Source organism: Pedobacter psychrodurus, assembly GCF_004331735.1.
GTDB classification, from domain to species: Bacteria; Bacteroidota; Bacteroidia; order Sphingobacteriales; family Sphingobacteriaceae; genus Pedobacter; species Pedobacter psychrodurus.
Genome location: NZ_SJSO01000006.1, coordinates 183854 through 207589 on the forward strand (window position 1 = coordinate 183854; position 23736 = coordinate 207589).

Annotated in this window: 24 protein-coding genes; 13 read left to right on the plus strand and 11 right to left on the minus strand. The window is 37.2% G+C overall.

Annotated elements, in window-relative coordinates:
• Positions 1–36: 36 nt before the first annotated feature.
• The 6 genes from porL to EZ456_RS09235 all read right to left on the minus strand — a co-directional run bounded on the left by porL (position 37) and on the right by EZ456_RS09235 (position 5345).
• Complete coding sequence (gene porL / locus EZ456_RS09210; protein ID WP_131529428.1) at positions 37–840, minus strand: type IX secretion system motor protein PorL/GldL; 804 nt, start codon at positions 838–840, stop codon at positions 37–39.
• Between the two features lie 40 nt (positions 841–880).
• The gene (porK, locus tag EZ456_RS09215; RefSeq protein WP_131529429.1) at positions 881–2206 is read right to left on the minus strand and encodes a T9SS ring complex lipoprotein PorK/GldK; all 1326 of its coding nucleotides are present in this window, start codon (positions 2204–2206) and stop codon (positions 881–883) included.
• A 225-nt stretch (positions 2207–2431) separates the two neighbouring features.
• Positions 2432–3202: a uroporphyrinogen-III synthase gene (locus EZ456_RS09220; RefSeq protein WP_131529430.1), complete on the minus strand. Its 771-nt coding sequence runs from the start codon at positions 3200–3202 to the stop codon at positions 2432–2434.
• 15 nt (positions 3203–3217) lie between these two features.
• Positions 3218–4195, minus strand: coding sequence for a DUF4271 domain-containing protein (locus tag EZ456_RS09225; protein ID WP_131529431.1), 978 nt, complete (start codon positions 4193–4195; stop codon positions 3218–3220).
• Positions 4196–4299: 104 nt separating this feature from the next.
• Positions 4300–4896, minus strand: a complete 597-nt coding sequence (locus EZ456_RS09230) for a mobile mystery protein B (protein WP_131529433.1) — start codon at positions 4894–4896, stop codon at positions 4300–4302.
• Positions 4887–5345 carry a mobile mystery protein A gene (locus EZ456_RS09235; RefSeq protein ID WP_131529435.1) on the minus strand — a complete coding sequence of 153 codons (459 nt, stop codon included), beginning with the start codon at positions 5343–5345 and terminating at the stop codon, positions 4887–4889. The genes EZ456_RS09230 and EZ456_RS09235 overlap by 10 nt, the downstream gene beginning before the upstream one ends.
• A gap of 180 nt (positions 5346–5525) precedes the next feature.
• On the opposite strand from EZ456_RS09235, the gene hemW reads away from it, so the two are divergent.
• The 7 genes from hemW (at position 5526) to EZ456_RS09270 (ending at position 11555) form a co-directional block, all read left to right on the plus strand.
• On the plus strand, positions 5526–6662 hold the full coding sequence (gene hemW / locus EZ456_RS09240; RefSeq protein WP_131529437.1) for a radical SAM family heme chaperone HemW: 1137 nt from the start codon (positions 5526–5528) through the stop codon (positions 6660–6662).
• Between the two features lie 77 nt (positions 6663–6739).
• Complete coding sequence (locus EZ456_RS09245; protein ID WP_131529439.1) at positions 6740–7522, plus strand: SDR family oxidoreductase; 783 nt, start codon at positions 6740–6742, stop codon at positions 7520–7522.
• A gap of 310 nt (positions 7523–7832) precedes the next feature.
• A complete protein-coding gene (locus EZ456_RS09250; RefSeq protein WP_131529441.1) occupies positions 7833–8384 on the plus strand; it encodes a fasciclin domain-containing protein in 552 nt (183 codons plus the stop codon).
• Between the two features lie 385 nt (positions 8385–8769).
• Positions 8770–8943: a hypothetical protein gene (locus EZ456_RS09255; protein WP_225876508.1), complete on the plus strand. Its 174-nt coding sequence runs from the start codon at positions 8770–8772 to the stop codon at positions 8941–8943.
• A gap of 100 nt (positions 8944–9043) precedes the next feature.
• On the plus strand, positions 9044–9829 hold the full coding sequence (locus EZ456_RS09260; protein ID WP_131529443.1) for a DUF3050 domain-containing protein: 786 nt from the start codon (positions 9044–9046) through the stop codon (positions 9827–9829).
• Between the two features lie 128 nt (positions 9830–9957).
• The gene (locus EZ456_RS09265; RefSeq protein WP_131529445.1) at positions 9958–10836 is read left to right on the plus strand and encodes a cupin-like domain-containing protein; all 879 of its coding nucleotides are present in this window, start codon (positions 9958–9960) and stop codon (positions 10834–10836) included.
• Positions 10837–10940: 104 nt separating this feature from the next.
• Positions 10941–11555 (plus strand): sugar O-acetyltransferase, encoded by a 615-nt coding sequence (locus EZ456_RS09270; RefSeq protein ID WP_225876509.1) that lies wholly within the window; start codon positions 10941–10943, stop codon positions 11553–11555.
• Between the two features lie 193 nt (positions 11556–11748).
• Here the strand turns inward: EZ456_RS09270 and EZ456_RS09275 are convergent, their stop codons facing one another.
• Positions 11749–12291 carry a hypothetical protein gene (locus tag EZ456_RS09275; protein ID WP_131529447.1) on the minus strand — a complete coding sequence of 181 codons (543 nt, stop codon included), beginning with the start codon at positions 12289–12291 and terminating at the stop codon, positions 11749–11751.
• Between the two features lie 21 nt (positions 12292–12312).
• Entirely contained in the window at positions 12313–12738 is a 426-nt protein-coding gene (locus EZ456_RS09280) for a YybH family protein (protein WP_131529449.1), read from the minus strand.
• Positions 12739–12831: 93 nt separating this feature from the next.
• Here EZ456_RS09280 and EZ456_RS09285 point away from each other — a divergent pair, with 93 nt between their 5' ends.
• The 6 genes from EZ456_RS09285 to EZ456_RS09310 all read left to right on the plus strand — a co-directional run bounded on the left by EZ456_RS09285 (position 12832) and on the right by EZ456_RS09310 (position 19203).
• Complete coding sequence (locus tag EZ456_RS09285; protein ID WP_131529451.1) at positions 12832–13713, plus strand: carbohydrate kinase family protein; 882 nt, start codon at positions 12832–12834, stop codon at positions 13711–13713.
• Positions 13714–14139: 426 nt separating this feature from the next.
• Entirely contained in the window at positions 14140–15237 is a 1098-nt protein-coding gene (locus tag EZ456_RS09290) for a vWA domain-containing protein (protein WP_131529453.1), read from the plus strand.
• A 92-nt stretch (positions 15238–15329) separates the two neighbouring features.
• A complete protein-coding gene (locus EZ456_RS09295) occupies positions 15330–15623 on the plus strand; it encodes a DUF3861 domain-containing protein (RefSeq protein ID WP_131529455.1) in 294 nt (97 codons plus the stop codon).
• Between the two features lie 21 nt (positions 15624–15644).
• Positions 15645–17132 carry a sigma 54-interacting transcriptional regulator gene (locus EZ456_RS09300; RefSeq protein ID WP_131529457.1) on the plus strand — a complete coding sequence of 496 codons (1488 nt, stop codon included), beginning with the start codon at positions 15645–15647 and terminating at the stop codon, positions 17130–17132.
• Between the two features lie 6 nt (positions 17133–17138).
• Complete coding sequence (locus EZ456_RS09305) at positions 17139–17885, plus strand: AAA family ATPase (protein ID WP_131529459.1); 747 nt, start codon at positions 17139–17141, stop codon at positions 17883–17885.
• Between the two features lie 55 nt (positions 17886–17940).
• On the plus strand, positions 17941–19203 hold the full coding sequence (locus tag EZ456_RS09310) for a metallophosphoesterase (RefSeq protein WP_131529461.1): 1263 nt from the start codon (positions 17941–17943) through the stop codon (positions 19201–19203).
• A gap of 112 nt (positions 19204–19315) precedes the next feature.
• Here the strand turns inward: EZ456_RS09310 and EZ456_RS09315 are convergent, their stop codons facing one another.
• The 3 genes from EZ456_RS09315 to EZ456_RS09325 all read right to left on the minus strand — a co-directional run bounded on the left by EZ456_RS09315 (position 19316) and on the right by EZ456_RS09325 (position 23670).
• Positions 19316–20005, minus strand: a complete 690-nt coding sequence (locus EZ456_RS09315; RefSeq protein WP_131529463.1) for a response regulator transcription factor — start codon at positions 20003–20005, stop codon at positions 19316–19318.
• 104 nt (positions 20006–20109) lie between these two features.
• The gene (locus EZ456_RS09320; protein WP_131529465.1) at positions 20110–21783 is read right to left on the minus strand and encodes a sensor histidine kinase; all 1674 of its coding nucleotides are present in this window, start codon (positions 21781–21783) and stop codon (positions 20110–20112) included.
• Between the two features lie 3 nt (positions 21784–21786).
• Positions 21787–23670, minus strand: coding sequence for a S9 family peptidase (locus EZ456_RS09325; protein WP_131529467.1), 1884 nt, complete (start codon positions 23668–23670; stop codon positions 21787–21789).
• Positions 23671–23736: the final 66 nt, after the last annotated feature.

Consider the following 23736-nt stretch of genomic DNA (forward strand, 5'->3'; position numbering starts at 1 on the left):
TATAGCTTTTTCTTTAAAAATTAAAAACTAAACAAATTATACACGTGGGCCGTTCATAGCCGATAACATATTGCCATAAATTGCATTAAGCGATGATAAGTTTTTAGCCAGCTTATTCACCTCTTCTTTAAACTGTTTCGAATCTTCCATCGATTCGTTAAAGTTCTGCATGGTTAACGATAAGTTTGAATAGAATTTATTCATCGATTTCAGATGCGCACTAGAATCTTGCAATTCTAATTCATATACCGCATTTAAAGCTGATAAATTTTTAGCCAAATTGTTAACCTGATCATGGTAAGCCTGAGAATCTACAGTGCTCTCACCCATTGCTTTCAAATTAGCAGTGGCCTTATCAAAAGATGCGCTAAGGTTATCGAAACCAGCTGAAGCTGTCTTTATTTTTCCAGTAAATTCGTTAGTTGCTGTAGATGCATCTGCAACATTAGAAATTGTTGCAACTTTATCACCAAAAGTACGCAAACCAGAGCCTAAACTTTCAATCAATTCAGGACCGATTTTAGCATCTGATAACATTTTATCCAAAGCTGCTGTGTTCGAAGCTGTTGCTGCAACTGGCCTGGCTGATGCTGTTGGTAATTCTCCTTTAAAATCTGGTTTTAATTCAGGATAAACCCTTTCCCATGCTGGTTCTGGCTCTGGTGGGAAGAAACCTGTTAAGAAGAATAATAAAGCCTCCACGCCCAAACCAGCGCCTATAATTAAATTCGCCCATGATCCACCAAGATGCGTAATTTTAAATAACGCTCCAATAATTACAATACTTGCTCCCCATGAAATCGCTACGTGTAACCAGCCTGGTTGTTTCTTTGCTGCCATAAAATTTTGATGTTTTTCTTTAGTTTTTAGTTTGTTTGGTTTAATGTCTTAGGTCGGTACCAGGATAAGATGAAACGCACCTGAAACCAATATATGATCTTTGTGTATCCTGATATTCGTATGTAGCTACAGCATTTTGTAGAAAATAGCCTGTGTCCTTCCACGAACCACCTTTTACTATTTTACGCTTTTTGTATTTGCTATCGGTTGCACCAGCATCGTAAGTAAAATTCGGGTTCAAATCGTGCAATAATGGGCTTGCACCTTTATTGTACGCAGTTAATGTCCATTCAGAAACATTACCTGCCATGTTGTACAAACCATAATCATTAGGAAAATACGATCTAACACCTACCGTATAAATACCTCCATCGCTCGAATAATCGCCACGACCTGGTTTAAAGTTAGCCTGTAAACATCCTTTTGTGTTTCTAATGTAAGGACCGCCCCAAGGGTATTTGGTTTTGGTATTGCCACCTCTTGCAGCATATTCAAATTCTGTTTCAGCTGGTAATCTATAATCAGATCTAGATCCTACAGGCAACTTTCTTGCTGTAGCAACTCCATCATATAACCTTGTTCTCCAATGAGAGAATGCTTTTGCCTGCTCCCAACTTACACCAACTACAGGATAATCATCGTATGAAGGGTGGTTGTAATAACCTCGCACCATTGGGTCGTTTTGTGAATAAGAATAATCAGTTTTCCAAACCATTGTATCAGGATAAATGGCAACGGTATAACGATCAATATAATCCTGGCGTTTGCTGTTTGGGTCTTTATGCCCAAGCGCAGCTTTCTCCATATTTAATTCGGCATATGAATATTCGAATTTACGAACATCTAATTCTTTTTTTCCTGGAAGTGCGTCTAAACCCGAATAATACATACCATCTAATTGGCTAACCTGGGCAGCAGCTGCGCCCTTTCCTTTGTTACGCCAAATGTTAGCACCGTTTGGCCCAACTTTTCTCCAGTCGATGTATTTCTCCCCACCAACAGCAGTTGCGGCATTTCCTTTTGGAGTAACCATAAATTGTTGGGGGTTGCCCATCATCACAATCGCAATAGAATCGCGTACCCAATTGGTAAATTGGCGGTATTCTGCATTGGAAATCTCGGTCTGGTCCATAAAGAACGCGCTAATGGTAACCATTTTACTTGGCCCATTCTGAGAGAAAGTGATATCTTCATCCGAACCTCCAAGTGGGGTATGTCCTGGTGGCACATAAACCATTCCTAGTGGGATTCTATCGTTTTTAAATTTTCGGTTATAAGCGCCTATTAGCTCGCCTTGGCCGGCATGGCCACAGCTTGCTAGCATTACAGTTATACCTACAATAGCTAGAAGGTAGATTTTCTTCATATTTTTTATAGTGTGCACAGCACGATTAGGAGCAATTTTATCAAAAATCACTGAAATTATCAACAAAAGCAAATATTTTACGTTAAATCATTACTCAAAGGCAATTAAAGTTAGGTTAACATGTTTCTAGCAGCCTAATATTTTGTTCAATAATATGCGTAACCCTCTTATTAACAGTAAAGTTACGCATTTATTGTAATGACTTAAAATAAATTATATATCGTATTATTTATTAGATATTTTGATGTAATTTTCAATAGCCATGGTCATAGATGGAACGCCTGGGGTTGGCGCATCAATATCCACTATCAGGCCCATATCGGTACATGCCTTACTTGTGTTAGTTCCAAAAGCAGCAATTCGGGTATTATTTTGTTTAAAATCGGGGAAGTTTTTAAACAACGACTGAATACTTGACGGACTAAAAAACGCGATTACATCGTAGAATACTTCAGCTAAATCAGATAGATCGCTTACTACTGTTTTAAACAAAACGGCAGGGGTAAAATCATACCCACTTTTTTCCAAAAACTTCATTGTGTCTTCAGTAGCCATATCAGAGCAAGGATATAAAAATTTCTCGTTTGCATGTTTTTTTAGCACCTCTGCTAAATCTGCTGCAGTTTGTTTACCAAAAAAGATTTTACGTTTCCGATACTGAATGTACTTCTGCAGATACAAAGCAATGGTCTCAGAAAGACAGAAATATTTCAGTTCTGCTGGCACTTCATAACGCATTTCTTCGCAGATTCTAAAAAAATGATCTGCTGCATTACGGCTTGTAAAAATTACTGCTGTAAAATCGGCCAGGTTAATCTTATCCTTTCTAAAGTCTCTTGCGGGTACACCTTCAACGTGAATAAAAGACCTAAAATCAACTTTTAAGTTAAGTTTTTTAGCCAAATCGTAATAAGGAGATTTTTCTGTTTCAGGTTTTGGTAAAGTAACCAAAATACTTTTTACTTTGCGGATTCTAGAGTCGTTCTTTTCTTGCATTTTCCTTTTTTCCTGCTACAGCCCTATCGTTTTAATTAGTATTAATATAGGACATATTTCGAGGGCGCAAAAGTACAAAAATAAATGCATTCTAGAAAACTTATTATTAGAAAGTATCGTTATACCTGCCCTTAAGAGTTGAAAAGCAAAAATGATGCCTAACAACAAGAATGCCAATACGATATAAACCGCACCATATTTAAGTGGCGATAGGGCAAAAGCAACAACTAAAGGAATAAACAGTAGCGATGCATTGAAGTAGCTGAGGTACAAAATTGAGATGTATTCGCCCACCGGCTTCTGCACATTAAACAGGTAACCCAAAAAGCGTAAAAGAACCAGTTTGAGAGCATAAAAAACAATTATAGTTATGGATATACTAAAGAAGAACTTAAATCCATCTTTAGCCTGATACATATCATTCCACTGGGCTACCAGAAAAAAGAACATCCCAAAAACGAAACCAAACTGCACAAAAAGCAACAGAAATGGCCACGAACTAAACAGGTTATCTTCTTTATTAATATTGTTTAAAATCCTGTTGCTGAAAAATGATTGTACAATGGCCGATAATTGTTTAGAAAAAGCATTTTTCAAAATCGCAAAGATGATGAGCATACCAAAAATAAATCCAAGCAAACCAACATTGCCTTTTGGAATTTTTGTACCAAGTTGATAAGGGTTTGCCTTTTTCTTTAAGTGCTGGTATTTTTTTTGCCAGGCCAGTAAATCGAGTTTAGGAAAAAGGTATTCCTTTTCAATGGAATCGAGCAACGCCCCCTTATTAATTAAACTATCTGGAAGCACCCAGGTGTGATGAACAAGCGAATCGGTTACAAATTTCTGCCTGGCAAGCGTTGCCGAATCTGGCCGATATCTTCGATACTGATATTGACTTACAGCCACACTATCTGTTTGAACAGGAATTTCTTGTGCAGCTACAAAATGAGCAGTCCATAAAAACGCAAACAAAATGAAAATGAATTTCGGCATGCTGTAAATCAAAACTTAAGGATGCAAAAGTAATCGAATAATCATTGTTTACCTAAAGAAAATATATGGATTTAGAATACGCTAAATCTTTGTACTATATTTTGCTATGATCTTGCAAAAAGAAGAAGTTCCTTATAAGTACCAAGATCTGCAAGTTTTAGTGCATCAAGGTATTTCTTTCTATTCTCATTTTCTTTTGAAAGATTTCCGGCACCCCATGTAAATACAGGCTTATCGAATATCTTTTCGATAATCATATCGGCCATTAATCGGCTATGCCTTCCGTTTCCATTAGAAAAACAATGAATGCTTACTATTCGATGTTTAAATCTTATAGCAATTTCGTCAGGACAATAAATATTATTTTTAATCCAAAACTCGGCATCCTCCAGCAAATTCTTTAATTCAATAGCAACCCGCCATCTATCGACACCAATATTTTTATTTGTTTTACGAAAAGCTCCAGCCCACAGCCAAACATCTTTATACATGCGCTTATGCACATTTTTAACAAAAGCTTCGGTAAATAATTTTTCAGGTTTAAATCTTCCACCCAATGTCCACTGTATCGCTTCTTCGATATTTTGCTGTTCAAATTCATCGAGTTCTTCTCTGGTTGCTATGGTAGAGATGAGCAAACCTTCTTTTTCATCCTCATCCAAAGGGGTTTGCCCATCAATATAAATTAAATCTAATCCCATAAAATTTTAGGCATTTCTTTTTTAAGTTCTTCAGTTCTTTCTTTTATGGCCTTTTCAATCCTTTCTTTAGAATTGCCCTGATCTTCTAATTTCATGGTATTTGATGTCCGAAGTACAATTTTTGTAGCCAGTTCATTTGCCTTTTTCTCGATCATAGCTTCCAATGACCCATCTTTAGGTACAAAGCCATAAACCAGTTCCATGTCCAAAACTCTGCCTAATTCCCTTAGAGATTTTATAGTTATCGAACCATCCACCTCTCTTTTTTCGATATCTAAAACCCCTTGTTTACTTATCGATAATTTATTGGCCAATTGTTGCATAGACATACCAAGTGTATTCCGGATTGCTTTAATCCACCCACTCGGCGGAACTGCAATACGACTTAAAGCTGCAAAACTTAAAAGTTTACCGCTTAACTGTTGTAGCATTAATGATTTCTTTCCCATAATATTATAAGTAAAGCTATTACTTTACTTTATTAACATAAAAGTAAAGCTATTACTTTACAAAAACAAACATAAAGTAAAGCTATTACTTTACTTTATGTTTAATAACAGATGATTAGACAAATCGATTGCGCAATATTTAGACAATAAAGAAAAATTAACTTCGCTATCTTTGCACCAATGTCTGGTATCTATATTCATATTCCTTTCTGTAAAAAGGCCTGTCACTATTGCGATTTTCATTTCAGCACTTCTTTAAAATATGCTGATGAAATGGTTGATGCGATCTGTAAGGAGATCAAAATGAAAAAAGATCGGATCAGCGGACAGGTTGGGAGCATTTATTTTGGTGGCGGAACACCTTCTATCTTATCCCAGGCGGCTTTACAAAAGATTTTCGATGCCATTAACCACACTTTTTCGGTTGATGCAAATGCTGAAATCACCATCGAAACCAATCCAGATGATTTAACCGCTCAGAAGTTAAAAGAACTGAAACAATTGCCCGTTAACCGCTTTAGCGTTGGTATTCAATCTTTTTATGATGAAGATCTGACCTGGATGAACCGGGCACACCAGGCCAGAGAAGCTGAGGATTCCATCAGAAGAAGTCAGGATGCCGGTTTCGAAAACCTAACCCTTGATTTAATTTATGGTTATCCTTTGCTTACCGATCAAAAATGGCTAAGTAATATCCAAAAAGCAATTGAGCTTGAGGTTCCACATATTTCGGCCTACGCGCTAACGGTAGAACCTCGGACAGCTTTAGCGCATGCCATCAAAAATAAAAAACAAACTCCTGTAAATGACAACCAAAGTGCTGCTCAGTTTGTAATTTTGATGGATAAACTGATTGAAGCCGGATTTGAACACTATGAAATTTCGAATTTTGCTAAACCAGATCATTACGCAGTGCATAACACTAATTACTGGAAGGGAATAGATTATATTGGCATTGGCCCATCTGCACACGGCTTTAACGGCCAAAACCGCTATATGAATCCTGCCAATAACGCCCTATATATGGAAACGTTAGGCCATAACAAGCTTCCTGAAATTGTTGAGGAACTGAGTTTAAACGACAGATTTAACGAGTACATTATGACTTCGTTAAGAACCATGTGGGGAACTGATTTACAAAAAATAAATACTGATTTCGGGAAAGACTTTTTAACAGAAACAAAACACAACCTTAAAAATTTCGAGGATAAAGATTGGTTGCTGATTGACGGAGATAAAATTTATTTAAGTCAGGACGGAAAATTATTTGCCGATCATATTGCTTCAGAACTGTTTGTAGTAGCAGAAAATGAGTGAAGGAATGAATTAGAGAATGAGTGATTTAGCGAGTTAAGGCGACATTCACTCATTCAAAATTCAATAATTATATATTTATGTCAAAAATTGTATGGATTACTGGCGCATCATCAGGTATTGGCGAGGCCTTGGTATATGAATATTTTAAAGGTGGAGATAAGCTGATCATCTCGGGAAGAAATCGCGACGAGTTGTTCCGTGTAAAAGGAAACTGTCAAAATTCTTTTAATGTACATGTTCTCCCATTCGATTTGAGCGAAACAGCTACACTCGAAAACAAAGCTGCCGATGCCATTCGCATTTTCGGCAAAATTGATCTATTGATTAACAGCGGCGGCGTAAGTCAGCGGAGTTTAGCATTAGAAACCAACTTGCAAACAGAACAACAAATTATGGATACCAATTTCTGGGGGACGGTTGTACTGAGCAAAGCGGTTCTGCCTTTGATGATTGCTAATGGCGGCGGACAAATTGTTGCAATCAGTAGCCTCGTTGGGAAATTCGGCACGAAATTTCGCTCTACCTATGCGGCATCAAAACATGCTTTGCATGGTTATTTCGATTCACTTCGATCGGAAGTTTACGACAAAAACATCGACATCACCATAATCTGCCCTGGCTTTATCAAAACAAATGTAACCTACAATGCACTTACCGGAGATGGAAACCCACTCAATACGATGGGCGATGCACATGAAAATGCGATGACACCTGCCGAATGCGCCAAACAAATCGTACTGGCTGTTAGCAATAAAAAAGAAGAGGTTTATATTGGTGGAAAAGAAACCAGAGCAGTATTATTGAAGCGCTTTTTCCCTAAAATTTTTTCTAAAAAAGTAAGAACGGCGAAGGTGAATTAGCCAGGCGTTTTGCGTTCAGCGTGACTAGCGGTTTTTAAGAGTCTTGTGGATCAGCCAAATTGTAACGCTGGATAAGAAAGGAACCTTTGTTAAATAAACCTGATTGAAGCGGTTCCGATTCTTCATCGGAAGTAGCGAAAAGCAGGACTGCTCCCCCGAAGAACTACTACAGCATCTTTACAAAACCGAAGAACAAAAATTAAACACCTAATAATCAAACAATTAAATAATAATTTTTATTTCTAAAAACCAAGTATCTGTAAGCCATCGTAAATGGAATCAAATAACAGAAACTTAAAAATTAGAAATAATGAAAAATTTAATCTTATCCTTATTTGCCGTAATTACAATGGCATTTACCACTCAAGTTTACGCTCAAAAAAATCCAATGGTTGGCGGCGCTGCCATGTATTCGACTAAGGATATTGTGGATAACGCTGTAAACTCAAAAGACCACACTACACTGGTAGCAGCAGTAAAAGCAGCAGGCTTAGTAGAAACTTTAAAAAGTGCTGGTCCTTTTACCGTTTTTGCACCAACAAACGCTGCATTTGATAAACTTCCTGCCGGAACTGTAGACAATCTGGTTAAACCGGAAAATAAAGCAACACTTACAACCATCTTAACTTACCACGTTGTTGCGGGTAAAATGGATAGCAAAGCAATTGCAAAAGCAATTAAAGCTGGTGGTGGCAAAGCAGAACTAACTACAGTACAAGGTGGTAAACTTTGGGCTTGGATGGAAGGCAAAAAATTAGTTTTGAAAGATGAAAAAGGCGGAATGAGCACTGTGACTATTGCAGATGTTTATCAGAAAAATGGTGTGATTCATGTAATCGATACCGTTTTAATGCCAAAATAATATTTTTATATCCTTATTAATCAACATTAAACGTTCCGGCTTTTGCCAGAACGTTTTTGCTTTTTATAAAAATACAATCTGTGAAAACTATGGTTATTTTTTCATCGTATGTATATACATAACATTAAAGGATATCCTTATTAAAAACATATATCACGTCCCGTGTGATTTTTACATTAACGTTCTCGCATAACTGCAAGAGCGTTTTTTATTTGTTTTAGGCCATACTTTCTTCCTTTTTTCGATGAATTGTCTGCCTTTTTTCAAGTTTTCGCATTTGTAATGTTTAGTGTTTTAAACTGTTTAATTTTGCTTCATTAATAGTTATTTACATGAAGTTCAATTTATCTCATGGTATAGTTGAAAAGGGTGTTACTGGTACTGGATGAAATATTTAGATGGCTCTGTTTCTATTAGCTTAAAGGCATGGCACAAAAGCTGGGTAGTAAAAGCAAAAAGCTTGTATAACTTAACTTTACAGCGTAAATTTGACGACTTTATGAAAGCAAACTACCGTGAAAAGTATATGCACTGGAAAGAAGAACTCGCGGCTAAATGAGCAATAAAGCCTTAGAAAAGAATAAAGACAACGATTAAATAGGATGATGAGGTTTGGACTCCAAACTCCAAGCTCCAAACTCCGAACACAAAACTCAAATATGCATTCCAACATCATTAAAATCCAGGAAAGAATAGCGCCACTCAGACAGGAAATTATTAACCACAAGGTTTATTCAGCCATTAGTGAAATAGAAGATCTTCGGGTTTTTATGGAACATCATATTTTTGCCGTTTGGGATTTCATGTCGCTGCTTAAAGCCTTACAAATTAATTTAACCTGCACTACTTTACCATGGTTTCCGGTAGGCGATCCTGTTACCCGGCAATTGATCAATGAAATTGTAGCAGGTGAAGAATCGGATGTGGATGCTAACGGAGCCATTAAGAGCCACTTTGAACTCTACCTGGATGCAATGGACCAATGTGGAGCAAACACAAAACCTATCAATATCTTTTTACAGGAACTAAGAAACGGTAAAAGTTTTAATGAAGCTTTCAAAATTGCTGATGTTCCAGCAACGGCAAAAGATTTTGTTAATGCTACTTTCGAAACCATTAACAGTGGAAAAACACATTTACAGGCTGCAAGTTTTACTTTTGGCCGCGAGGATTTAATTCCAAACATGTTTTTTAGCATGGTAAATGACCTGAACAGTACCCAGGCTGATAAAGTTTCTATTTTCAAATATTACCTAGAGCGCCATATTGAAATAGATGGAGATCACCATAGCCATTTGGCAATCTCCATGACGGAGAAGCTTTGTGAAAAAGATGAAGCCTTTTGGGCTGAGGCAGAAGAAACCACAAAACAAGCCTTACAGAAAAGGATCGACCTGTGGGACGCTGCCTATGCTGAAATTGTTAAAAATAAAGTTGAGGCGTAATTATTAAATTGTTAAGTATTTACTAATTTTAGATTACGTGATTTTAGTCACATTTACCTGTTAACATCAATTTTGTAAAATAAAATTTACACATTTGTTGTTCGGCACAAATAACCGATTTTAAGCGCATGAGTTTCATTTTAAAACCTGTTGATATCGTTGAGAGCATCACTCCCGAAGATTTTAAGAAAAATTATCTGAAAACTAAACGTCCGTTAGTAATCAAGGGCCTAACCAAAGACTGGCCTGCCAGAGAAAAATGGACGACTGAATATTTAAAGGAAATTGGTGGCGAGCTTGAAGTTCCACTTTACGATAACTCTAAAGCAGATCCGTCAAAACCGATTAATGCAGCTACGGCACACATGAAATTTGGTGATTATCTTGACCTAATTAAACGCGAGCCAACTGAACTGCGTATATTCTTTTTTAACCTGTTTAAAAAAGTACCAAGTTTAATCAATGATGTAAAAATCCCTAAAGATTTAATGGGCGGTTTTATCGAAAGTATGCCAGCTATGTTTTTTGGCGGTTCTAACTCGGTAACCTTTTTACATTACGATATCGATTTACCGCATATTTTCCATACACACTTTGGCGGCAGAAAACATATTGTTTTATTCGATAATAAATGGAAAGATAGATTGTATTGCCTGCCCAATGCAACCTATGCTTTAGAAGATTATGATGTAGCCAACCCTGACTTCGAAAAATTCCCGGCGTTAAATGGCGTAGAAGGCTACGAAGTTTTCTTAGAACATGGTGATACTTTATTTATGCCAACCGGAATGTGGCACTGGATGAAATATTTGGATGGGTCATTCTCTTTAAGCTTAAGGGCCTGGGATCAATCAATTACGCGCAAAGTAGCCAGTGTTTGGAGTTTATTTACCCATGGTGCTATAGATAGTTTAATCAAAATGACTTTCAAAGAAAAATACGCCCACTGGAGAGAGAAAAAAGCAGTTAAAATTGCCGAAAAGGCTCTAGCCAAAGGCAGGCCATAGAAAAGTATTGAAAAAGTAAAATACAACGGGGCATCGGTTACGATAGTCCCGTTTTTTGTTATTATTGCGTTTAAACACCGAGAATTAAAAATCAGATACCAAAGATGGAAAACAATATCCTTAGCGAAAAAGAAAAAATGCTGGCAGGCAAAGCTTATCAGGCTGGCGGTGAAGAACTCTCCAAAGAAAGATTAAAAGCGCGTGAAATTGTTTTCGAGTTTAATAACCTTGCGCCGAAATTTATCAAACAACGAAAAGAGTTATTAAAAAGGTTATTCGGAAAAACAGAAAGAATGTTTTATGTAGAACCCCCATTTAGATGCGATTATGGCTACAATATCGAAATCGGAGATAATTTTTATGCAAACTTTAACCTTGTTATTCTGGATTGCGCCAAGGTACGCATTGGTAATAATGTTTTTATTGCGCCAAACGTAGCTATTTATACTGCAGGGCACCCTATCCACGCTCATTTACGCGATCAGGAATATGAATGGGCGCAAGAAGTTACCATTGGCAACAGTGTTTGGATCGGTGGTAATGTAGTGGTTAACCCAGGCGTTAAAATTGGCTCGAATGTGGTAATCGGATCGGGTAGTGTTGTAACCAGAGACATTCCGGATAATGTTTTTGCAGCAGGAAATCCGTGTAGGGTAATCCGCCAGTTAACTGATGCAGACAAGGATTATTATTATAAAGATTTTAAGTTAGGAGAATAAATAAAATACAAAATAATCATCATCCCTGTTTGTCACAAAGTGATTCCTATGGAACAATGGGGATGCATGAGAGGGGCGATTTTATCGCCCTTAATAATTCTACTGCATTAAAAAATGCTGATCTCGTTAATACTCGTTACAAACTATGATAATTTAGATTAATTGTTCAACTTTAATTGTTAATAACCTCTCATTAATTTACTTTAAACGAGCTGATCATCGAATCGAGTAGTTTTTGATGAAGTTTGGCTTCTATCGCTTCGCCACTGAATATAAAAGAATAGGTTTTACCTTTTAATTTAAAAAGAGTAATGCTTCCGATATTTCTATCCGCAATGACTGAGGTTTCGAAACCCGCCCTAAGCACCTCTTTATTTCCAATTTTAACATTGCGAGCGGTATCGAGCAATCCAAAAGCTATCTTTCGTTGCTGATAGCTATTTCTGCAAGAACGAATGGTTGTTTCAAGAAATGAGTTTAGATTAAGGTCTTCATTAATTTGCGTCAAAATCAAAAAAGCATCCTTGCTTAAGGGCTCATCATTTTCCACGGAGATCAGGCGGGTACCTTTTGCTCCTTCAACCGCCTTATCTTTTTTTACCTTCCAATATTTGTTGGGCAACAGGAAACTCAATCCATTTTTATGATAAACTACAGGTTGATCATTACGGTTTGAAGCGTAATTGCAAGAAGCAAACAGCAATAAAGAAAAAATAATTACAAATATATTTTTCACGTTTGATTTATAAATTATCGCTTATGAACTATGATCAGCAACTACTTTCCATTCGCCCTTAATTTTTTTAATTAACAAGGTAAAATATCCTTTAAGTTCATCCTTTTCGCGTTTAACATTCCAGCTGCCCAATACAAAAACTAAATCAGGCTTTAAAAAATCAACCTTTTTTATGCCGAACACCAAAAAACCCATTGCCGATTTATCTGGATAGCCTTTTTTATAATTATCCAGCGTTTTTTGCCAGCCATAAGTTGGTCCGTTTTTACCTACAAAAAGTAAACTATCCGATTTTTCATAACCTTGCATAAAGGCTTCAACATCGCCTTTGTTCCAATCTGCGCGTTGCTTTTCGAGTAAATTAAGTATGGCTTGTTTATCTTTCGCATTTTGAGCAAAAGCGCTAAAGGAAGCTAAAAACAATGCAATTACAAGTATTTTTTTCATGGTTATTTGAGTTGAGGTAAAAATTAAAGATATGAAACAAATTATTTTGTTCCATGAGTAAAAATTCTTTATTTACATATCTATAAATGTGCTATGCAAAATAAAGTAATTACAATTGGCGAAATACTTTGGGATGTTTTCCCAGAAGGTAAAAAAGCTGGCGGCTCAAGTATGAACGTTGCGCTTAATTTACACAAACAAAGTATAGCTAGCAGTTTTATCAGTGCTATTGGTGATGATGAGAATGGCAGGGAGTTACTGAGCTTTCTAGCCAGCAATCATTTTGCTACTGATTTGATTCAAGTAAATACCGAATTACCAACCAGCACGGTTGTGGTGCAGTTGGACGACAACCATCAAGCCACTTATACCATTAAACAGCCTGTGGCATGGGATGACCTCAAAATTACCGATGAAAACATAGCCGCTGTAAAACAAGCAGATGCTTTGGTGTATTGCAGCTTAACCTGCAGAGCGGAACAATCTAAAAAAACCATTCTTGCACTTTTAGAAAATGCCAAGACAAAAATATTCGACATTAACCTCCGCGCTCCTTTTTACAGCAAAGAATTAATCGGCGAGCTTTTAGCAAAAGCCGATATTTTAAAAATAAACGAGGATGAAATTGCATGGGTTAAAGAATCTTTTGGTTTAACCGGCAATACCGATGAGCAGCTTTTAAAACAGCTTTCCAGCCAGTTTGGCATTGAAATGATCTGCCTCACACTTGGTGATAAAGGCGCCTGTGTTTTAAAAGATGGCAAACTGTTTAAACATGCAGGTTATAAAGTACAGGTAGCCGATACGGTTGGTGCTGGCGATGCTTTTTTAGCCACATTTATTGCTTGTTATTTACAAGGTTACCCCGTAGAAACTACATTAGATAATGCCTGTAAAGTTGGGGCCTTTGTAGCCTCGCAAGCTGGTGCAAACCCTAATTATAATAAAAAGATTTATCATATGGCGTTGGGATAATTATCCCAGACCTTATAGGTTTTAAAACGGCTCAGCCCTCAACGAGGCCTTTAAAAACAAAACAGACTCCGAGTTAAACCTATATGGTCTATGTTAGAATGGTGGGTTTTGCGTTAGGGATTGTAAGGGTTCAGTACCAATTAAGCATCTGTTTTTATTTAATTACGGTATGCTTGCTTGTTTCACAGGTCTTCATCGGTACCGGAGCGAAGCGCAGCCCTGAAAAGCCCGCCCCTTTCCCGATTCATCGGGATTAGGGTAACGCCCAAATTAATTGGCAGTTCACAGTTTGCAATTCGTAATTTACAATTTGCTTTTCGCTTTGGTCTTTCAGCTTTTACCTTTTCGCTCCTTTCAAATATGACACCACGCTTAAATTAATGCAAAGCGAAACTTTTATCTTCGATAAATCGTTAATACAAGCACATGAGAGGTTTTCGTTTTTCTGATTATAAACCTGGCGATGCGCCAAAGGGTGGGTTTGATGAGTTGTTGAAATTATTTAGCGAACTGCTGAATTATACAGCTGGAGATGCCGCAGAGGCTTTAAGTTGGCTGAACGAGCTCGATAAGCAATATAAATTAACCAATAACGATTATGGTATTGGTAATTTTATTGACGACCTGAAAGACAAAGGTTATCTTACGGAAGACAATCAATCTGGAGAATTCAAAATTACAGCCAAAACCGAACAGACCATCCGCAAATCGGCCCTTGATGAAATTTTCGGGAAACTAAAAAAATCAGGACGGGGAAATCACAATAGCAATCAATCAGGCGTTGGTGAAGAGAAAAATGCCGATAGACGTGAATACAGTTTTGGTGATAGCTTAGATCAGATTGATATGACGGCTTCTATCCACAATGCACAGATTAACCATGGTATCGGCGATTTCACTTTAACCGACCGCGATCTGGAAGTAGAAGAAAAGGATTTTAAAACGTTAACTTCTACGGTATTGATGATTGATATTTCGCATTCGATGATCCTATATGGTGAAGACCGGATTACCCCGGCAAAAAAAGTAGCCATGGCTTTGGCCGAACTGATTAAAACGAAATACCCTAAAGATACTTTAGATATTGTGGTTTTTGGAAATGATGCCTGGCCAATTTGCGTGAAAGACCTACCTTATTTACAGGTTGGCCCTTACCATACCAATACCTATGCAGGCTTAGAATTGGCTGCAGATCTACTCCGCCGCAGGAAAACGCATAATAAGCAGATTTTCATGATTACCGACGGAAAACCAACCTGCTTAAAAGAAAATGGCAAATACTATAAAAACAGTATGGGTTTGGATAGGAAGGTAATTAATAAAACCTTAAATATGGCTGCGCAATGTAAGCGGCTGAAGATCCCGATTACTACATTTATGATTGCCAAAGACCCTTATCTGCAACAGTTTGTGCGCCAGTTTACCGAAATTAATGGCGGCAGGGCTTTTTATAGCTCATTAAACGGTTTGGGCGAATACATTTTTGAAGATTACATTAAGAATAGGCGTAAGACTGTTAAATAGTCGGGAGTCCGAAGTCTTTAGTCCGGAGTCGAGAGATATAATGCTTAAATAGAAAATTTACACCTTAAGGAGAACTTCAAACTAAGATTAAAATGGCTAAACGTACAAATAGATATAAGTTAACATTAGAAGAAATATCTTTAGCAAGAGAAGAAGACCTCAGCAATGCGCCTTTAACACTTGAATTTGATAATCACGACAATATATTTAACATTATAAATGCCATTAAAAGCAAAAACATTTTTGATGATGAAAATCAGAGTACTGAGTTTGCCATTGGTTTGAAAATGTTTACCGAAATAATTTTAAAAAACAGAGACCAAGAACTTTTCAAAGAACTTCAATCTGCAATTGGTGAGTTTATGAAAAAATTGAAGAGTAAATAACGAATAGTATACATTCCATATATGCAAAATACAACATTAGGCCAATTAAAGGCTACAAATTATACATCAAGAAGCGTTAAAGAAGAACTTAGGGAAAATCTGATTAAAGTTCTCCGGGATAAAAAAACCGAATTTGAAGGTATTATCGGTTATGATGAAACGGTGATTCCTGAATTGCAAACAGCCATTTTATCGCGCCACAATATTTTACTATTGGGATTACGCGGGCAGGCAAAAACGCGTATTGCGCGTTTAATGGTAAACCTATTGGATGAGTATGTGCCATATGTTGCCGGAAGTGAAATCTTCGATGATCCATTGAACCCGATATCATGGTATGCGAAAAACGAAATTGCCATAAAAGGTGATGATACTGAAATTGCCTGGTTGCACCGCAGTGAAAGGTATACAGAGAAACTGGCCACACCTGATGTTACCGTTGCGGATTTAATTGGCGATGTTGACCCTATTAAAGCCGCTACATTGAAATTAACGTATAATGATGAGCGTGTAATCCACTTTGGTTTAATTCCTCGTGCACACCGCAGTATTTTCGTGATTAATGAGCTTCCTGATCTACAGGCACGTATACAGGTGGCATTATTTAACATGTTGCAGGAAAAAGATATCCAGATCCGAGGTTTTAAACTGCGTTTACCGTTGGATGTCCAGTTTGTATTTACCGCAAACCCTGAAGATTATACGAATCGTGGAAGTATTGTTACGCCTTTGAAGGATAGGATTGAAAGTCAGATTTTGACCCACTATCCTAAAACCATCGAAATTTCGCGCAAAATTACTTTTCAGGAGGCAAAATTAACGGCTGATCAAAAAGCGAATATTGAGGCTGATGGCTTGGTGAAGGATTTGATCGAGCAGATTGCTTTTGAGGCACGTAAAAGTGAATATATCGATCAAAAATCGGGTGTTTCAGCAAGATTGACGATTTCTGCTTATGAAAATCTAATCAGCACTGCCGAAAGAAGAATGCTGATTGCTGGCGAGAAAAATACTTTTATCCGTTTATCCGATCTTGCAGGAATTATCCCGGCAATAACCGGGAAAATAGAACTGGTTTACGAAGGCGAACTAGAGGGGCCGGCACATGTAGCTACTACCTTAATCGGCAAAGCAGTTAAAACTTTGTTTGCACGTTACTTCCCTGATCCAGAAAAAGCGAAGAAAAGCAAAACTGCCAATCCTTATAGCGAAGTAACCGAATGGTTTACCGAAGGTAATAATGTTGATGTTACCGACGCTTTAAGCAATGCACAGTATAAAAAAGCATTGATGCTGGTACCAAATTTATACGATCTGGTAAAGAAGTTTCATCCTAAATTAAGCGAAAACCAGACTTTGCTTTTAATGGAATTCGTGCTGCATGGTTTAGCCGAATACTCTCAGTTGAGCAAAAACTTTTTAAATGGCGGCTTCGGTTTCTCTGATATGTTTGGCAGTTTATTTAATGCCGAATTTGATGAAGAAGAAGATGAAGACGATTTCAGATAAGAATTAATGGAGTTTAACGGATATCTTTTATCGCTCAGGTTAAAGCAAGAGAACCTTCCTAATGGATATCCGTTTAATATTCCATGCTTAAAATCTTTTGAAAAGTTAGACTTCCATCCTAACGTTACATTTTTTACTGGCGAAAACGGGGTTGGAAAATCGACCCTGATTGAAGCTCTAGCCGTTTATCTTGGTTTCAATGCAGAGGGCGGGGGTAAGAATTTCAACTTTAGAAGCGCAGAAACTCATTCTAACCTTCATAATTTTTTAACGATATCGAAAAGTTTTAGAAAACCAAGAGATGGTTATTTCCTTAGAGGAGAGAGTTTTTACAATGTTGCCAGCGAGATTGATAAGCTAGATGAAGAGCCTGGTGCGCCAAAAATTATAAATTCTTATGGAGGGCTATCCCTACACGAACAATCTCACGGACAATCTTTTTGGGCGTTATTTATGAACCGTTTTAGTGGTAACGGTATTTATATACTTGATGAACCTGAATCGGCGCTTTCTGCTACGAAACAAATCGCAATGTTATCCAAAATCAATAATTTGGTGGACAAAAATGCCCAATTCATCATCGCTACGCACTCCCCAATTTTATTATCCTATCCTAACGCCTGGATATACGAAATGACTGAAAACAAAATAGTCAAAGTTAAATATGAGGAATCGGAAGTTTATAGGGTTTACAAAGCCTTTTTAGACCATCCTCAACGAATAATAGATAATATATTTACTTCAAATACTTAATTTAGACGGATTAAATCCGTTTTATCTTAACACTTAAATTGAATAACCCGATCGTATGGGAAGATTACCTTTTATCATTGCCGCCTGCATATTCATAATTGCTTTTGATATTTATTGTTTCAAAGCTATTATCGCAGTTTTTAAAAAATGGAAGCCAGTTACCAAAAAATTATTCACCATTTTTTATTGGAGTTATAGCTTACTCTTAATTTTTGGCGTTTTCTGTGGCATTTACCTGAACCTTTTCCTTACGTTAAGGGCCATTATTTTAGTAGCCTTCTTTTTAACAGTTGCCTGTAAATTGGCCATGTTGCCTTTTCTGTTGCTGGATGATCTACGCAGGTTATTAATAAAGATTTTCAGAAGAAATAAAAAGAGTGAGGTTTCAACTTCACAAAATACAACGACTTCCACAACTGCGGAACCCATTTCACGTTCGGAGTTTTTGGTTAAAGCCGGATTGGTGGCCGCAGCAGTTCCTTTAACTTCGTTAAGCTGGGGCATTATTTCTGGTGCATACGACTATCAGGTACGACGGGTAAATTTAATCCTCCCTAACTTACCCAAGGCTTTTGATGGGATTACCATGGCGCAGATTTCTGATATCCATTCTGGAAGCTTTTACAATAAAACAGCCGTAAAGGGTGGTGTAGAAATGCTATTGAGCGAGAAACCCGATTTCGTCTTTTTTACCGGCGATTTGGTGAATAACCTGACCAACGAAGTAAGAGATTATCAGGATATATTTTCGAAAGTAAAAGCACCTCTCGGTGTATATTCAACATTAGGAAACCACGATTATGGCGACTATTATTTTGGCAAAGAATCTTCTCCTGCCAAGGTAAAAAACCTGAAAGACATGGTTGATGTGCATAAAGTAATGGGTTACGATTTACTAATGAACGAAAACCGCAGGTTAAAAGTAGACGGTGAAGAAATAGGGATTTTAGGTATAGAAAACTGGGGTATGGGCCGTTTTCCCAAATATGGAAAAATGGAGCAGGCGGTTCAAAATACGGATGATTTACCAGTTAAACTTTTGCTGAGTCACGATCCTTCGCATTGGCGTGGAGAGGTTTTGAAAAAATATCCGCAAATAGATGCCATGTTCAGCGGTCACACACACGGAATGCAGTTTGGTGTTCGTTTAAAAGAGTTTCAATGGAGCCCGGTGCAATACATTTACAAAGAATGGGCGGGTTTGTACCAAGAGCAAAAACAACAGCTTTACGTTAATGTAGGCTATGGCTTTTTAGGTTACCCAGGCAGGGTTGGTGTTTTACCTGAGATTACAATATTTACCTTGAAGAGGGCATAATAATAAAATTCGTCATTTCGACTGAAGTGCAACGAAATGGAGAAATCTATAAAAGAGATTCCAGTAAATCACTCATAGATTTCTCCGCTACGGTCGAAATGACGACTGTTGCTTATCCCGCGTTAAAGCGATAACCCACGCCCCTAACGGTCTGTAATAACTGTGGATTGTCAGGATTCAGTTCTATCTTCTTACGTAAGCGTACAATGTGCATATCAAGCGTTCTGGTATTTACATCAGAGTTATAACCCCAAACCACCAACATCAGTTCATCACGGTTGATTACCTTACCAGGATTACGCAAGAAATAAAGCAGGATGCGGTTTTCCAATATCGTTAACTCTATTTTCTTTCCATCTCTAAACAACGTGTGGATATTTGGATGATGTTCCATATTACCAAAACGGTGAATTTCGGCGGTATCTTTATTCACGATAAATTTCACCTTGCTCTCCAACATTGCCACTAAAACATCCATATTAAATGGTTTGGTGATATAATCGGATGCACCAAAGTTGTAGGCATCGATTTTATCTACATCCTGTGCTTTAGCTGTCATCATGATTACCAGGTTTTCGAAACCTTGCTTGCGCACATTCTCGCAAACTTCGGCGCCCTGTTTACCAGGCATCATCCAATCTAATAAAACAATATCAGGCTGATCAGCCAAAATCATTCTTTCACCAGCTTCGCCATCATTTGCTTCAAGCACAGTATAACCTTCAGCCTTTAAACGGTGGGCCACAAGAAAGCGAAGATTTTCATCATCTTCTACGATTAATATTTTTACTTCTTTAGACATTTGTATGTGTTTTATATTGCAGTTGTAAGGTTGAAAAGTTTTAAGGTTTCAAGGTTAAGTTCAACGTTCCAACCTTTTAACGTTTAACATTTTAATTCCTAAATTTAATGATTATAAGGCAGTACAATTTTAAACTCAGTACCACTTCCTACTTTACTTTTTACCGAGATTTCTCCCTCCATAAAGTTAACCAGTTCTTTGCAGAATGCCAAACCCAGGCCTACACTGCCCATTTGGTTATATTCATTCTGAATCCTGAAAAACTTTTTAAATATATTGTTTAATTCTGATGATGCGATACCTATCCCTTTATCGGCAAACCGGAAAACCAGCACCCCTTTTATCAGCTTTGCACTAATGTGCAATTTTTTCTGTTCTGGTTTCGAATATTTGTAGGCATTCTCTGCCAGATTATCGAATAAACTGCCCAATAATACCGGATCGGTAATAAAGGTTTTAAAGCCCACCACCTCATAGGTAATATCAAAATCGGGATGTTTTAACGTATGTGATTCGATTGTACTTTCAATAAAATCTACAATATTAACTTCTTCCTGGTTCAGCTTAATCGCCTTATTTTCGATCTGCGTAAAAGCCAATAATTTGTTCATTAAACCATTCAGTTTGTCGGCTTCTTCATCCAGTATCTTGCCATAAAGTTGCTGCTCCTTTTGGCTCAGTGCGGTAGCACTTTTAATATTGTTTCCTGCAATCTTAATCACGCTGACGGGCGTTTTAAACTCATGCGTAAGGTTATTCACAAAATCGTATTGCAGCTTAAACATTTTACTGTTGATATTCAGGTTACGGTAAATTAAAAAAGCAACCAATAAAAGCACCCCATATACCAGTAATAGCAACAAGGCAATTGGCATGAAATAAATAAAAATTTCTTTCTTAATATAAGATTTTGATGAAATGAGGTACAGCTTAAAATCAGAAAAAGCTCCTGGCAGGGCAATTTCGGTATTAATATTTTCATCGGAAGTATCTATCGGATCATAAGTCAACGGTTCGATCCTGATGGTTTGGTACAATAAAGGCCTTGTATTGATGATTTTGATTTTATGCGCATCAAGATTAAAAACCAGTACATCCTGCTGATAAACAGGTGCCGGATTTAACTTCCGCCTGATCATGTCTTTATAAGCCCTTAAATCTTCGCGACGGGGAATATTTAAGTAAGTGATTTTATTTTCGTTCGAGTTAACGATAGAAAAGTTGGTAAACAGTTCCTCTTGTGTGGGTACTGAGGCAGTATCGAGATCCTCAACAAAAGTAGCCAATTTAATGGCGATTGCATTAAAATCGCTCCCCACATTAAAAGATCTCGTATCATCTTCTGAATACAATTTTACCGAATCGAGCTTTACCCCTTTACCAAACTGGAAAATAGATTTCGGGCCAATACCTAAGTGGTTTGCATTGATCCCATCTTTAACGGGTACATTTTTTACCTCCGTATCGTAAAAAGTAACCTTGGAGATAAAAGGATATTTTAACATCACGGTATCTACAAACTTCGCTGCCGTAGAAGAATCTAAAAAGCCGCTGTAGTAAGAAACCTCAGGCATTTTATTCTGGAAGAAATCGTTATAAGGCTTAATACTCTGCTCTAGTACATTTACTTTTTCTGATACAAAATCATTCTCGATAGATTTCTTGCTGTAGTTAAACGCCAGGAAAAGCGACAGGATAAATAGAATGGAAATGAGTACAATGAAGGTTACACCGAGCGAGAAATTTTTACGATAACCACTTTTTTTATCTAAGGCCATACCCTACTTCTTACCTAGATTTTCTTGTAAAAATCCCTCTAAAGCTTTATACAAAGCCGTTCTACTCTGTTGACGTACGATCGGGTTTGGACCTTCTTCCTTTTCGATATAGGTAACCTGAACATTCCGTTTTTTCAGTTCTTTAATAAACTGAACACCTTCTGCTACATTAACGCGTGGATCTTTAGGATTCTGTGCTATAAAAACAGGCGATTTAAACCGATCGGCATGAAAAACAGGTGATGCAAACCGCATATAATCGGTATCGGTTACCGGATTGCCAACAATTTCATAATACATCTGCAGATTCGCCTTTAAAAACGGTGGAATAGTTTTAAGATAACTAAACAAATTGATTACTCCTGAATTTGATCCACCACATTTATAAAGATCGGGGTTTTTATACAAACAATTTAATGCAATATAACCACCAAAACCATTACCATAAATGGCGATTTTTTTAGGATTGGCAATTTTTTGGGCGATTAGCCATTTTACTCCATCATTAACATCTTCCTGGATTTTATCACTCCACTGCTTAAAACCAGCAGCATAAAAAGATTTTCCATAACCAGTAGACCCACGATAGTTTACCTGCAGAACAGCATAACCCCGGTTAGCCAAGAATTGAACTTCTGCATTATAGCCCCAACTATTTCTCCCTGCAGGACCATTATGCGGCAGAACCACTACAGGTAAATTAACAGCCTTTTTATTTCTTGGTAATGTTAAATAGCCATTAATAGTTAAATTATCCGAACTTTTAAAAGAGATTGGTTTCATGGCACTCATATCGCCCTGTTTAATAGATGGGCTAATATCAGTTAGTTTTTTAAGTTTATTCTCGCTAACTGTATAGAGATAATAAGAACCAGGATTTTTATCGGTAAATGTTCTTACCACAAAAACCTTATCCATTTTATCTTTATCCATAATCTTCCATTCAGTACCTGGCAAAAGCCGATCTATTTTCGAATAGGTAATCTTGGTACTGTCATCAAGGTAATATTTTTCCTTTTTCCAGGTTTCGCAGGTTACAAAAAGCATTTTCTTTTGTGGCCGTGAGTATTTTGCATCTACTACATTTAAGGTATCATTTGCAAAAAGCACCTGTTTTTCTTTACCGCTTTTTAAATCGAGTGCCACTAGTGCATTCTTATCCCTATTTACATTAGAAATGGCATAAAGCACATTCGGTTGATCTTCTGAGAAAGCAATTGGTTGTAAAGTGGTTTCGAAATTATTGGTAATTACCGGGACAAAGGCCTGGTTTTCGTTTTCGCGGTACATTAAGGTTTCGTTCACCCCATCGCTCGCTACAGCAATTTTCAATACCCCTCTGTTATCCGTCATCCATTCGGTAATATTCCCTGGGTTTTTGGCTGCAATATCCATTTTACCGTTGCGAACATTTAAGCGATAAACATCAAAAACTGTCGAATCGCGTTTGTTGGATGCAACAATAATGTACTTATCATCAATTAACTGATCTTCTATTACCCTTAACCTGCTTTTCTCGTTGGCGCTCAGCTGAACCTGCTTGCTTCCATCTTTATTGATCACAAAAATATCCGATTTACGCTCTTTAGATTCGTCTTCAGTATAATAAATCAACTCATTATTGCTGGTCCAGAAATGGAAACTGATACTCTTCCCATTCAAATGGGTTAACTGAACACTATTTCCAGTGCCAATATCTTCAACAAAAAGATCAAGTTTTTTATCATGAATCTTTAAGTAAGAAAGACTTTTCCCGTCTGGAGAAATGCGATAATAGGCTTTATCCTGCGTTTTAAAAAAATCGTCCACAGGAATAGTATTATTGTTCGCGCCTTTACAAGCCCAGATCAATGCAACAATTAACAATAGAAAAATCTTTTTTAGCATAAATAAATCCTTTACGGGACAACAAAAATAAGTATCACAACAACTTAACCGCGATTTACACCAACA

Excerpts from the sequence above, each read along its gene's own strand:
- EZ456_RS09270 (WP_225876509.1), top strand. The coding sequence starts at position 10,941 with ATGGAAAACAATATCCTTAGCGAAAAAGAAAAAATGCTGGCAGGCAAA.
- porK (WP_131529429.1), bottom strand. The coding sequence starts at position 2,206 with ATGAAGAAAATCTACCTTCTAGCTATTGTAGGTATAACTGTAATGCTA.
- EZ456_RS09305 (WP_131529459.1), top strand. The coding sequence starts at position 17,139 with ATGGAGTTTAACGGATATCTTTTATCGCTCAGGTTAAAGCAAGAGAAC.
- hemW (WP_131529437.1), top strand. The coding sequence starts at position 5,526 with ATGTCTGGTATCTATATTCATATTCCTTTCTGTAAAAAGGCCTGTCAC.
- EZ456_RS09295 (WP_131529455.1), top strand. The coding sequence starts at position 15,330 with ATGGCTAAACGTACAAATAGATATAAGTTAACATTAGAAGAAATATCT.
- EZ456_RS09235 (WP_131529435.1), bottom strand. The coding sequence starts at position 5,345 with ATGGGAAAGAAATCATTAATGCTACAACAGTTAAGCGGTAAACTTTTA.
- EZ456_RS09255 (WP_225876508.1), top strand. The coding sequence starts at position 8,770 with ATGAAATATTTAGATGGCTCTGTTTCTATTAGCTTAAAGGCATGGCAC.
- EZ456_RS09315 (WP_131529463.1), bottom strand. The coding sequence starts at position 20,005 with ATGTCTAAAGAAGTAAAAATATTAATCGTAGAAGATGATGAAAATCTT.
- EZ456_RS09225 (WP_131529431.1), bottom strand. The coding sequence starts at position 4,195 with ATGCCGAAATTCATTTTCATTTTGTTTGCGTTTTTATGGACTGCTCAT.
- EZ456_RS09230 (WP_131529433.1), bottom strand. The coding sequence starts at position 4,896 with ATGGGATTAGATTTAATTTATATTGATGGGCAAACCCCTTTGGATGAG.
- EZ456_RS09290 (WP_131529453.1), top strand. The coding sequence starts at position 14,140 with ATGAGAGGTTTTCGTTTTTCTGATTATAAACCTGGCGATGCGCCAAAG.
- EZ456_RS09220 (WP_131529430.1), bottom strand. The coding sequence starts at position 3,202 with ATGCAAGAAAAGAACGACTCTAGAATCCGCAAAGTAAAAAGTATTTTG.
- EZ456_RS09310 (WP_131529461.1), top strand. The coding sequence starts at position 17,941 with ATGGGAAGATTACCTTTTATCATTGCCGCCTGCATATTCATAATTGCT.
- EZ456_RS09260 (WP_131529443.1), top strand. The coding sequence starts at position 9,044 with ATGCATTCCAACATCATTAAAATCCAGGAAAGAATAGCGCCACTCAGA.
- EZ456_RS09280 (WP_131529449.1), bottom strand. The coding sequence starts at position 12,738 with ATGAAAAAAATACTTGTAATTGCATTGTTTTTAGCTTCCTTTAGCGCT.
- EZ456_RS09265 (WP_131529445.1), top strand. The coding sequence starts at position 9,958 with ATGAGTTTCATTTTAAAACCTGTTGATATCGTTGAGAGCATCACTCCC.
- EZ456_RS09285 (WP_131529451.1), top strand. The coding sequence starts at position 12,832 with ATGCAAAATAAAGTAATTACAATTGGCGAAATACTTTGGGATGTTTTC.
- EZ456_RS09320 (WP_131529465.1), bottom strand. The coding sequence starts at position 21,783 with ATGGCCTTAGATAAAAAAAGTGGTTATCGTAAAAATTTCTCGCTCGGT.
- EZ456_RS09325 (WP_131529467.1), bottom strand. The coding sequence starts at position 23,670 with ATGCTAAAAAAGATTTTTCTATTGTTAATTGTTGCATTGATCTGGGCT.
- EZ456_RS09300 (WP_131529457.1), top strand. The coding sequence starts at position 15,645 with ATGCAAAATACAACATTAGGCCAATTAAAGGCTACAAATTATACATCA.
- EZ456_RS09250 (WP_131529441.1), top strand. The coding sequence starts at position 7,833 with ATGAAAAATTTAATCTTATCCTTATTTGCCGTAATTACAATGGCATTT.
- EZ456_RS09245 (WP_131529439.1), top strand. The coding sequence starts at position 6,740 with ATGTCAAAAATTGTATGGATTACTGGCGCATCATCAGGTATTGGCGAG.
- porL (WP_131529428.1), bottom strand. The coding sequence starts at position 840 with ATGGCAGCAAAGAAACAACCAGGCTGGTTACACGTAGCGATTTCATGG.